Consider the following 11,108-nt stretch of genomic DNA (forward strand, 5'->3'; position numbering starts at 1 on the left):
GGACCCGCGACCGTTCGTGGCGGCACGGGGCGGGCGCGTCCGGAGCCCGGCACCCGGGTGGGGGCACCTTGTCCGGCGTAGCGCAATCCTGGCACGAGGGGCGGCGAGCCGGGAGCGACGCCCGGAAGCACGCGCGGTACATCAGCGGCACGTCCCCGTAACGGGGACGTGCCGCTCGTCGAGCACTGGCGCTGCTAGCGCTCCGGCGTGCCCGGGTAGGGCTGACCGGGCTGGGCCTGCGGAGTGGTGGGGCCCCCGGTCTGACCGAAGTTGTTGGTGCGGTCGTAACCCTGGGTGTAGCCGTTGCTCCCGGTACCGGGGATGTGCCGGATCCCGGCGGCGCTCTTCGCCTTCTGCGCGGCGCCGCTGATCTGGCCCGAGTACTTGCCCTTCGTCTGCTTGTCGACGAACTTCGCAGCCTGGTCGACGAACTTGGCTGCCTTGTCCGGGTTGCTCTTCGCGTACCGGCGCGCGGCCTCCGCGACCGTGGCCAGCGTGGCCAACTTCCTGAACAGCGGCATTGCGCTCCTCCGTCGTATGTGGTGCCGCCGCGACAGCGTGTGCGCGGCGTCGTGGAACTCCTGTACCCACCCTAGCGCCGGACATCACCTGAGATCCCCGATGAACTACGGAGCGTGACGTCACACAACAGTGACCATCTCAACGGTGTCCGAGGCGTGTCGAAATGGCAGCATCCCCGCGTACTCCCCGTCAGGTACCGGAGGTCATTGTGTACGCCACCACCCGTTCGCTACCGGCCGTGCTCGCCGCGGCTGCGCTGACCGTCGCCCTCGCTGGGTGCGGCTCCGGCGGGGACGGCAGCGGCGCCACCTCCGGTGGCGCTCCCACCACCGCCGCGGCCGTCACCAAGGACGACGCGCTCGCCGCCATGGTTCCCGCCTCGGTCTCCTCCGACGGCAAGCTCGTGTTCGGCACCGACGCGTCGTATCCGCCCAACGAGTTCACGGGCCAGGACGGCACCACGATCATCGGGATGGACGTCGATCTCGGCACCGCCGTGGCGCAGAAGCTCGGGCTCACCCCCGAGTTCCAGAACAGCCAGTTCTCCGGGATCATCCCTGGCATCGAGGGTGCCCGCTACGAGCTGGGGATCTCCTCGTTCACGATCAACGACGAGCGCATCAAGACCGTCGACATGGTCAGCTACTTCTCCGCGGGCACCAGCCTGGCCGTGGCGTCGGGCAACCCCGACGGCATCACGCCCGACAACCTGTGCGGTCGCGCGATCGGTGTGCAGGCAGGCACCGTCCAGGTGGACGACGTGGCCGCCCGCAGCCAGGCGTGCACCGCGGCGGGGCAGCAGGCGATCGCGGTCACGGAGCTCCAGCAGCAGACCGACGTGACGCTCGCGCTGACGTCGAAGCGCATCGTCGCGATGCTGGCCGACTCCCCGGTCGTCTCCTACGCCGTCACCACCACCAACGGTGCGGTCGAGGTGGTCGGCGAGCCGTGGGACACGGCGCCGTACGGCATCGCGCTGGCCAAGAACCAGGGGCAGTTCGCCCAGGCCGTGCAGGGCGCCCTGCAGGCCATGATCGCCGACGGCAGCTACGCCGCGATCCTGCAGAAGTGGAACGTGTCGAACGGCGCGATCACCACCCCAGAGGTCCGGAGCTGACGTCGCGGTGACCGCCTCTCCACCTCTCGACACCGCTCGACGGCCGCCACCGATCAAGGCCGTGCCGGTGCGCCACCCCGGGCGGTGGCTGGCCGTCGCGGTGCTGGCCGTGCTGGCGGCGATGCTCGTCAACACGATCCTCACCAACGACGGCTTCCGCTGGCCGGTGGTCGGGGAGTACCTCTTCTCCGGGCCGGTGCTGAACGGCCTGCGCAACACGCTCGTGCTCACGGTGCTGTCGATGGCGATCGGCATCGTCGGCGGCATCGGGCTCGCCATCATGCGGCTGTCGCCGAACCCGGTGCTCTCGAGCGTCTCGGCCGTCTACATCTGGCTGTTCCGTGGCACCCCGCTGATCGCGCAGCTGCTGTTCTGGAACTTCCTCGCCGCGCTCTACCCGCGGCTGGCGCTCGGCATCCCGTTCGGACCGGAGTTCATCTCCTTCGACACCAACCAGCTCATCAACCAGTTCGCCGCCTGCCTGCTCGGCCTCGGGCTGAACGAGGCCGCCTACATGGCCGAGATCGTCCGCGGCGGCCTGCAGTCGGTGGACGAGGGGCAGACGGAGGCGGCGGGCGCACTGGGCATGTCGCGCTCGCAGACGTTGCGCCGGATCGTGCTGCCGCAGGCCATGCGCGTGATCATCCCGCCGACCGGCAACGAGACGATCTCGATGCTGAAGACCACCTCGCTGGTGGTGGTGATCGGCTACTTCGAGCTGCTCACCTCGGTGCAGCGGATCTACTCCACCAACTTCCAGACGATCCCGCTGCTCATCGTGGCCGCGGCCTGGTACCTGGCGCTGACGTCGCTGCTCTCGATCGGGCAGGGGTTCGTCGAGCGCCACTACGGACGGGGCACGAGCCGCGGTCCCACGGGCTCGCGGCTGTTGTCGTGGCGGGCCCCCGAGCAGGCACGGTGACGACATGACCACACCCATGGTCGAAGCGGTCGAGATCCACAAGAGCTTCGGTCACGTCGAGGTGCTGCGCGGCATCGATCTCACGGTCATGCCCGGCGAGGTCGCCTGCGTCATCGGGCCGTCCGGCTCGGGCAAGTCCACGTTCCTGCGCTGCATCAACCACCTCGAGCGCATCGACGCGGGGGCGATGCGGGTGGACGGCGAGCTCATCGGCTACCGCGAGGCAGGCGGCAAGCTCCACGAGCTGCGCGAGTCGGAGGTGGCGAGGCAGCGCCGCGACATCGGCATGGTGTTCCAGCGGTTCAACCTGTTCCCGCACAAGACGGCCGCGGAGAACGTCATGGAGGCGCCCCGCACGGTCCGGCGGGAGCCGCGCAGAGCGGCACGCGAGCGCGCGATGGTGTTGCTGGACCGCGTCGGCCTCTCGGACAAGTACGACTCCTACCCGGCCCAGCTCTCCGGCGGGCAGCAGCAGCGGGTGGCGATCGCGCGGGCACTGGCGATGCAGCCGCGGCTCATGCTGTTCGACGAGCCCACCTCGGCCCTGGACCCGGAGCTCGTCGGTGAGGTGCTCGACGTGATGCGGGGGCTCGCCGGGGACGGCATGACGATGGTCGTGGTGACCCACGAGATGGGGTTCGCCCGCGAGGTCGGCGACACCCTGGTGTTCATGGACGAGGGCCGGATCGTCGAAGCAGGCCGTCCCCGCGACGTTCTGGGCAACCCGCAGCACGAGCGCACGCAGGCGTTCCTGTCGAAGGTGCTGTAGCCGGAATCGGTAGCTAGCCGAGGTCAGCCGGCGGCGCGCTCGGCCTCACTGCGCAAGATGCAGAACTCGTTGCCCTCCGGATCGGCGAGCACCACCCAGCCGCCGCCGTCGGGACGGCGGAGGTCGGCCACGGTGGTGGCACCGATCGCGAGCAGCCGGGCGAGCTCCTCGTCCCGGCTGCCCTCTGCGGGCACGAGGTCGAGGTGCAGCCGGTTCTTCACCTGCTTCGGGTCCGGCACCCCGATGAACAGGATCCGCTCGGAGCCGTCGGGCGAGAAGATCATGCATTCCTCGTGGCCGGGCTCGTTGGGGTCGTCCGGGTCCTCCCGGAAGCCGAGGACGTCCCCCCAGAACACGGACTGGGCATGGGCGTCGACGGCGTCGAACGTGGTGTGGGAGATCCGGGCGGTCACGGCCCGACCCTAGAGGCGCCGTCGAGCGAGAAACCGGCCTGGATCAGCAACGCACGCAGGTAGCGGGTGATCTCTGCAGCGTCGAGAGTGCCGGGACGCAGGAGCAGGTGCTGGATGGCCGCCCCCTGAATCATGTCGATCAGGATGTCGACGTCGGCCGTGGGTGCGAGCACGCCGTCGGCCTGGGCCTGCCGCAGCACCGCCCGCGCCTGCCGCCTGCGCGGCTCGACATGGTGGTGCCAGTAGGCGGCCAGCAGCCGTGGGTGCTCGGGGCCTGCGCCGAGCAGACGGGCCGACAAGTTCCGGAAGCGCGGGTCGGCCAGCACCTCTCCCCACCGCGGCAGCAGTTCCTCGATCCGGTCCGGCAGCGGGCCGGTGGCTCCCGTCGTCACGTCCGGGATCGCCGACCTCGCCGTCTCGATCGCCTGGGCCAGCAGGTCCTCCTTGGAGCTCCAGCGTCGGTAGACGGTCACCTTGGCCACACCGGCGCGCCTGGCGATCTGCTCGATGCTCGTCTGGTCGACACCTCGCTCGACGAGCAGCTCCACCGCGGCGCGCAGGATCGCCGCGTCGGCGCCCGGGTCGCGGGGCCGGCCCGGCCCCTCGCGCCGGGCTGGTTCGGCTGTGGTCACGTCGGGCTCCGGCCCTGCTGCAGCACGCCGGTCAGCAGGCGATGTAGCTCCGTCGTCGAGCTCCCCCGCCAGCAGAGGTGCCCGTCGGGTCGCACGAGCAGTGCCGTCTCCTTCCGGTCCGGGCCGGCGGGGTGCAGGAGCACCACCCGGTCACCGAGGTGGTCACGCGCCACCGCAAGGAGCCCGTGCACGTCCACGCCGTTCCCCACCCCGCTGTTCCCGTCCGGGCCATCCTCCGGCCGCGGCGCGAACAGCACCCAACCGGGCCCGAGCTCGGAGTGCAGCCGAGCCGACGTGCCGTCGGCCCGGGTGCAGTCCCGGTCCGGCACCCGATCACCCGGCCGCGGCACCCCACCGCGACGCGACCCGCCCAGAGGACCGTTCCGGTAGCTCACCCAGAGTTGGGACGCACCGCGGGTGGCTCTGCGCTGCACGGCCGGCAGGTTCATGACGGGGACGAACACCCGGTCGCGGAGGAACCGGGTGACGACACCCTCGCCGACCAGGATGCGGGTGTTGGCCGTGGTGCTGCGCAGCACCACGGCCGCGAGCGGCCTGCGTTCGGGGGCGTAGGTGTCGAGCAAGGCCTCGCCCGCCCGCTGCCGGACGACGAGGGCCAGCTTCCACGCCAGGTTCTCCGCATCGCCGATGCCGGTGTTCATACCCTGCCCACCAATGGGGCTGTGGATGTGCGCGGCGTCGCCTGCCAGCAGGATCCGTCCTCGTCGGTAGTCGGCCGCGAGCCTGCGATGGATGCGGAACACCGAGGTCCACACCACCTCGCGGATCCGCACGTCCGTCTCGCCTGCCCGGTCCCGGAGTATCCGCACCAGGTGTTCGACGATCTGCGCCCCGTCGAGCCGTCGCTCCACTGTGGCCGGGACGTCGGCCATGAGGCGCCACAGGAGACCCCCGCCGTCCGTGTCGGGCATCGGGATGGTCAGCAGCAACCCGTCCGGATGGAACCAGCCCGCCGACGTGGACGGGTCACGGGCCCAATCGGCGCGCACGTCGGCCAGCAGGAACTGCTCCACCATCGAAACGCCGGGGAAGGCGATCCCCGCCTGGTCGCGCACGGTGCTGCGGGCTCCGTCGCAGCCGACCAGCCACTGCGCCCGCACCGGGGTCCCGCTGTCCAGCACTGCGGTCACCCCCGCCGGGTCCTGTTCGAGGGCCGTCACCGCCGTGCCCCACTCGATCTCGACGCCCAGTTCAGCGAGCCGACACCGCAGCTCGGCCTCCACATCGGCCTGCGACACGAACAGCGCCTGGACCGACCCGAGCGGGTCAGGAAGGAACCGCATCGTCGCGATCGGGCGGCCGCGTACGTGCATCGTCATGCCGATCGGTGCCCGCGCCCGCTTCCTCAGGTCGGCGAGCGCTCCTACCCGGCCGAGGACCTCCACCCCGCGGGCATGCAGGATGTTCGCCCTCGACGTCGCCGCCGGGCCGGTTGCCCGGTCCACCACCCGGACGGCCACGCCCTCGGCGGCGAGGGCGCAGGCCAGTGTGAGGCCCGTCGGTCCCGCTCCGACGACCAGCACGTCCACCTCGTACTCGGACATCACGCCCCAATTTGTATACGGTAAGGACTCCGTATACAAAATCGGACGTCGAGTCCCCTGTGTCAACCGCGGCGGGCGGCGGATCTGTCAGCGGCGGGCGCTGCGGCGCAGGGCGTGCACGGTGGCGTCGGCCCGCCCCCGGGCGCCGATCTTGGAGTAGATCCGCGTGACGTGCTGCTCCACCGTGGACACGCTGATCGCCAGCTGCGCGGCGATCTGCTTGTTGGCCCGGCCGCCTGCGATGAGGTCGAGGACCTCCACCTCGCGGGCGGTGAGTCCGTCGGGATCCATCTGCGCCAGGCCGGGACCACGGTCCAGCGCGAGCGACAGCACCTCGGCCGGGGACAGATCCTGACCGGTGGCCCAGGCCGAGGCGAACGCCGCCTCCCCCAGCTCGGCCCGCGCGGAGGAGACGGCCCGGCGCATCCCCTCCTGGTCCGGCCCGGAGACGTAGCCACCCGCGTCGACCCGCGCCAGCAGTGCCTCGGCGGCCGACCAGAGCCGGACGGCCCGGGCGACGTCGGGGTCGACGGTGGCGAGTCCCTGGAGGCAGAAGGCGACGTTCGGCGCGTCGCCCACCTCGGCCGCGAGCCGCAGCCCCTCCCGGAAGTGGACGGCGGCGTCGGCGTCGTGCCCGTCGTCCACGGCGATCCCGGCCAACAGGTGGGAGGCCATCGCCGCGCCCTCCCGGTCACCCACCGCCCTGGCCAGGTCGAGCGCCCTGCGGCCCAGCGCTGTCGCCCGGTCCAGCCGGCCCGCTGCCCGGGCGACCGTGCCGAGGAAGCACGACATGAACGAGGCGGCCCACAGCTCACCGGTGGACAGCGCCAGCCCCACGCCGCGCTCCAGCAGTTCCACGCCCCACTCCTGCTCGTCGAGGCCGATCGCCGCGAACCCCGCGCTGCTCAGCGCGTAGGTCTCGACGGCGGTGTCGCCCACCTCGCGGGCGATCCGGATGCTCTGGTCGAGCAGGTCGGCGGCCGGGCGGTAGTCGGCCTGCCCGCAGGCCATCGTGCCGGCGACGAACGCGGCTCGTGCTCGCGCTCCGGCCGGCAGCGGGGTGGCGAGAGCGTGCTCCATCGCCCGCCGCCCCTCGGTGAAGTGGCCGCGCAGCCACCAGAACAACCACGTGTTCCAGCCGAGGTCGGCGAGCCGCTCGCCGTCGCCGTCCGCCACGAGCGTGCTGGTGGCGCCCCGCAGGTCGGGCTCGGCGTCGTCCAGCCTGCGCAGCCAGTCCAGCTGGTCGGGACCGCGCAGCCCGACGGCCGCGCGCCCGGTGAGCTCGAGGATGCACGCGGCGTGTGCCGCGAGCGCCGTGTCCATCGCCCCCTGCTCGACGAGCAGCGAGAGCCCGAACTGCCGGACCGGTTCGAGCATCCGGTACCGCGTGGTGCCGCCTGCTCCGGTCTCGGCCACCACCAGGGACTGGTCGACGACCACCGAAAGCAGGTCGAGCGGCCGGTGGTCGGTCGTGGCAGCCGCGCCCGCCGCGTCCAGGCCCCACCAGCCCGAGAACACCGACAGGTGCGCGAAGAACAGCCGCTCGGGGTCGTCGAGCAAGTCGTAGCTCCATCGCAGCGCCGCCTCCAGGCTGCGGTGGCGGGGCTCCGCGCCACGGTCGCCGCCCGCGAGGAGGTCGAGCTGGTCGGACAGCATGGCGGCGATCTCCGGGGCGGCGAGCACCGAGACGCGGGCGGTGGCGAGCTCGATGGCGAGGGGGAGCCCGTCGAGGCCACGGCAGATCTCGCTGATCGCCTGCGACGTGGCAGGCGTCAGCGAGAAGCCGGGCATCCGATGGCGGGCGCGCTCGAGGAACAGCCGCACCGCGTCGCCGTGCTGCAGCGGGGGTACCCGCCAGACCACCTCACCCGGCAGGCCGAGTGACCGCCGGCTGGTGGCGAGGACCCGCACCCGCGGGCACCCGGCCAGCAGCTCGTGAACCAGGCCGCGGACCGCCTCGACGACGTGTTCGCAGTTGTCGAGCAGGACGAGCAGCGTGCGGTCGCGCAGGGTGGCGGTGAGCAGCTCGGGCAGCGGGGTGCCGGGCTGCTCGCGCACCCCGAGGGCCTGGGCCACCAGCTGCGGGACGAGGTGTCCGTCGGCGGTGGCGGCGAGGTCGACGAACCAGCACCCGTGCGGGAACCGGTCGAGCACATCCACCGCAACCCTGGTGGCCAGGCGCGTCTTGCCGCATCCGCCCGGCCCGGTGAGGGTGACGAGCCGTTCCGCGGCGAGCGTGGCCGTCACCTCGGCGACCTCTACTTCGCGCCCGACGAAGCGCGTGAGATCGAACGGGAGGTTGTGAACGGCGTCCTCGGGCATGACCGGCCGCTCGGCGGCGGTACCGGTCGTTCTACCCACGGGCGGATGTTTCCACAGCGACGCGGTGAGGACCACGCGAGCGCGGCCCCGTGACCCGCTCGGCGGAGTCGCCGAAGATCATATACCCGTTCTGACCTGGGCCGCCAGGGCCGACCTCGTGGACACCCCCAGCTTCGCGAACGCCCGTCCGAGGTGCGTCTCGACCGTCTTCACCGAGAGCATCAGCTCCTCGGCGATCTCGCGGTTGGTGCAGCCGCTCGCGACGAGCTGGGCGATCTGGTGCTCGCGGGGGCTCAGCACGTCCCGTGCGGTGCTCCCGGCACCGCCACCCCCGCAGCGGATGCCGTGGAGCAGGGCGTCCGCCTGCGCGCCGAGCCCGGTGGCTCCGCACCCGGCCAGCACGTCCGCCGCCGCTGCCAGCTCGGCAGCGGCCCGGGACCGCCGGCCCGCCGCGCCCAGCGCGCTGCCGGCGAGGGTGCGGGAGCGGGCCGCCTCCACCGGGTTGCCGGCGCGGTCGAGCAGCTCGGCGGACCGCAGCGCCATGCCGGCCGCGGGGGCGTGTTCGCGGTGGGCGTTGCGGACGGCCGCTGCCGCCCGCAGCGCCCAGCCCGTGCGGCCGGCGAGGCCGAGACCTGCCGCCGCCTGCTCCGCGCGCTCGGCCCAGCCCGTCGCGTCGGCCCGGCGACCGGCCCGGATCTCGGCCTCGGTGAGCAGCGCGAACCAGTAGGGCCGCCTGCCGCGCGACATCAGGGGCAGGTCGGGACCGCCCCCGGCGTCCTGGAGGGCCGCGATCCCGCTCTCGTGGTCACCGGCCGCGAGCCGCACCTCGGCAGCCGTCGCCATGACCTCGGGCGTGGCACCCGCGAGACCGCGGGCCTGCTCGCCCAGCCGCGTGGCCACGGCCAGGTCGCCCGCGACGACCGCGGTGGCGCAGCGGCTCCCCAGCGCGCGCACCCGGCTGTCCGCCATGCCGGTCGGCTGTGCGCAGCCGACGGCCTCGTCGCCTGCCATGGCCGCCTCGGCCAGCGCGCCGGTCCAGGTCAGTGCGACGGCGAGGCCGGCGTGGGCCTCCGGCAGGAGGTACGCCTGTCCCGTCCGGCCGGCGAGAACGAGCGCCCGGCGCAGGTGGGCGCACGCCGGTCCGGGCCGCTCGATCGTGGTCTCGCTCCAGCCCAGCAGCGCCACGGCGTCGACGTGCGCGGCGACGACGTCGTCGGGGAGGGGGTCGAGCAGGGCGCGCGCCTCGTCGGCCGCCGTCCTGGTCTCGGCCACGGTGCCGGAGCGGCAGGCGGCACCGGCCAGCAACGCCGCGGCCACCCCGCGCAGCACCGGATCCCGCGCCGCGACCCGAGCCCGGCCGGCCCAGCGGAACGCCTCCTCGGGGTCGGAACCCCACAGGTGCACCGTGGCGATGGCGAGCCGCAGCCGGGAGGCGGTGGCCGACAGCGGGTCGGGCAGTGCGGCCAGGGCGTGGGTGAGCAGGCGTACCGCGTCCGGTCCGCGGTGCGGCCGCCGGTCGGCCGCCGCGCGGGCGTGGGTGTGCCGGGCGGGCACCGGGTGGGCCGGGCCGCCACTCCGGACGCCCGGACGGGCCGCGCCGCGAGCGGCCCGGCGCAGCACCGGGTGCCGGAACGCGAACCGCCGGGGCACCGCGGTCCCGTGCACGACGTCGCGCCGGCACAGCTCGTCGAGCAGGTCGAGCGCCTCGCCCTCCGGCAGGGGCACTCCTGCCGCCGCCGACCCGGCGTCGAACGGATCGCCGACGGCGGCGGCAGCGGAGAGCAGCAGAGCGGCAGTGGCCGGCAGGTCGCACAGCTCCTCCCGCAACGACGCGACGATAGCCGGTGGGGGCCCCCACCCGTCGCCCGGCGCTCGTGCGAGCTGGTGGAGGTAGAACGGGTTGCCCCCGCTCTCGGCGATGACGCGCGCCCGGTCCGCCCCGGCGACGGCGCCCCCGAGCAGCGCCTCGGCGTCCTCTGCAGGCAACGGCCCGAGCTCTACCGTGTCGAGCGAGCCGCGCCGCTGCGCGGCGTGCAGGGTGCGCAGCAGCGCGGACGAGGCGTACCGCGGCCGCAGCGCCAGGCCGAGCAGCACCCGCGCCCCGGGCGGATGCCGCAGCAGGTGGCCGACCAGTTCGACCGTGGCCGGGTCGGCGCGGTGCGCGTCGTCGAGCACGAGCAGGAGCGGTGCTCCGTCGGGCAGCCCCGCCAGCAGCCGGCTGACCACCTGGTGCCTGCGGTGCCGGCCGGCCGCCGCTCCCACCGGTACCCCGAAGAGCCGGGCCCGGTCACCGTGGGCCCGATCGGTCCGGACGACGAACCCGGCGGCCACGGCGGAGGCGGCCAGGTGCTCCAACAGCAGGGTCTTGCCGATGCCGGGCTCGCCGCGCACCGCGAGGGCGCGCGGCGAGCCGGCCGCAACCTCGGCCACGAGAATATCGGCGAAGGCCCGTTCGACCTCCCGACCGACCATCGTGCGGGTCCTCCCGTCGTGGTTGCGTCGGCCCGGACACCCCCACGGCCCGGGCCACCAGCAGCCTGACCCCGGTGGTCGCCAACCGGCCATCCGGGATAACCCCTACGCGAGGTGTCGTTCCGGACGGAAGGCCCCGTACGACGTCAACGGGACGGGACGGGAAGGCCTCCGACAGTCGCGCGCGTACCCGCTGCTCTACGCGCTCGTGGCGGCCGCCGCGTTCATTCCGCCGGGGACGACACGGCTCACCCCGCTGCAGATCGAGGCCGTGGTGACGGGGCTGCTGTTCGTCACCGGGCTCTGCGGGGTCTGGGTGGCCTTCGCCGAGCGGGCGGCGGAGCAGGAGACCGCCGGCACGGCGAAGTAGACGT

General features: G+C 73.3%; 10 protein-coding genes. 4 read left to right on the forward strand and 6 right to left on the reverse strand.

The window, feature by feature from the left end; genetic code table 11:
- Positions 1-194 precede the first annotated feature (194 nt).
- Positions 195-521 carry an antitoxin gene (locus AC5L35_RS08245; RefSeq protein ID WP_495058959.1) on the reverse strand — a complete coding sequence of 109 codons (327 nt, stop codon included), beginning with the start codon at positions 519-521 and terminating at the stop codon, positions 195-197.
- Positions 522-730: 209 nt separating this feature from the next.
- On the opposite strand from AC5L35_RS08245, the gene AC5L35_RS08250 reads away from it, so the two are divergent.
- From AC5L35_RS08250 to AC5L35_RS08260, 3 genes are read left to right on the forward strand one after another with little or no spacing between them, the layout of a single operon-like run.
- Complete coding sequence (locus tag AC5L35_RS08250) at positions 731-1,639, forward strand: ABC transporter substrate-binding protein (RefSeq protein ID WP_495058960.1); 909 nt, start codon at positions 731-733, stop codon at positions 1,637-1,639.
- Between the two features lie 7 nt (positions 1,640-1,646).
- The gene (locus tag AC5L35_RS08255) at positions 1,647-2,561 is read left to right on the forward strand and encodes an amino acid ABC transporter permease (RefSeq protein WP_495058961.1); all 915 of its coding nucleotides are present in this window, start codon (positions 1,647-1,649) and stop codon (positions 2,559-2,561) included.
- A gap of 4 nt (positions 2,562-2,565) precedes the next feature.
- Positions 2,566-3,330 carry an amino acid ABC transporter ATP-binding protein gene (locus AC5L35_RS08260; RefSeq protein WP_495058962.1) on the forward strand — a complete coding sequence of 255 codons (765 nt, stop codon included), beginning with the start codon at positions 2,566-2,568 and terminating at the stop codon, positions 3,328-3,330.
- A 23-nt stretch (positions 3,331-3,353) separates the two neighbouring features.
- Here the strand turns inward: AC5L35_RS08260 and AC5L35_RS08265 are convergent, their stop codons facing one another.
- From AC5L35_RS08265 to AC5L35_RS08285, 5 genes are all read right to left on the reverse strand, one after another.
- Complete coding sequence (locus tag AC5L35_RS08265) at positions 3,354-3,743, reverse strand: VOC family protein (RefSeq protein WP_495058963.1); 390 nt, start codon at positions 3,741-3,743, stop codon at positions 3,354-3,356.
- Positions 3,740-4,375 carry a TetR/AcrR family transcriptional regulator gene (locus tag AC5L35_RS08270; RefSeq protein ID WP_495058964.1) on the reverse strand — a complete coding sequence of 212 codons (636 nt, stop codon included), beginning with the start codon at positions 4,373-4,375 and terminating at the stop codon, positions 3,740-3,742. Before AC5L35_RS08270 ends, AC5L35_RS08265 begins: the two co-directional genes overlap by 4 nt.
- The gene (locus AC5L35_RS08275; RefSeq protein ID WP_495059257.1) at positions 4,372-5,940 is read right to left on the reverse strand and encodes an FAD-dependent monooxygenase; all 1,569 of its coding nucleotides are present in this window, start codon (positions 5,938-5,940) and stop codon (positions 4,372-4,374) included. The genes AC5L35_RS08270 and AC5L35_RS08275 overlap by 4 nt, the downstream gene beginning before the upstream one ends.
- Before the next feature lie 87 nt (positions 5,941-6,027).
- Positions 6,028-8,301, reverse strand: a complete 2,274-nt coding sequence (locus tag AC5L35_RS08280; RefSeq protein ID WP_495058965.1) for an ATP-binding protein — start codon at positions 8,299-8,301, stop codon at positions 6,028-6,030.
- Between the two features lie 78 nt (positions 8,302-8,379).
- The gene (locus tag AC5L35_RS08285; protein ID WP_495058966.1) at positions 8,380-10,734 is read right to left on the reverse strand and encodes a LuxR C-terminal-related transcriptional regulator; all 2,355 of its coding nucleotides are present in this window, start codon (positions 10,732-10,734) and stop codon (positions 8,380-8,382) included.
- 208 nt (positions 10,735-10,942) lie between these two features.
- Here AC5L35_RS08285 and AC5L35_RS08290 point away from each other — a divergent pair, with 208 nt between their 5' ends.
- Positions 10,943-11,104 carry a hypothetical protein gene (locus AC5L35_RS08290; protein ID WP_495058967.1) on the forward strand — a complete coding sequence of 54 codons (162 nt, stop codon included), beginning with the start codon at positions 10,943-10,945 and terminating at the stop codon, positions 11,102-11,104.
- Positions 11,105-11,108: the final 4 nt, after the last annotated feature.

The organism is Pseudonocardia sp. OZ21 (genome assembly GCF_059359135.1).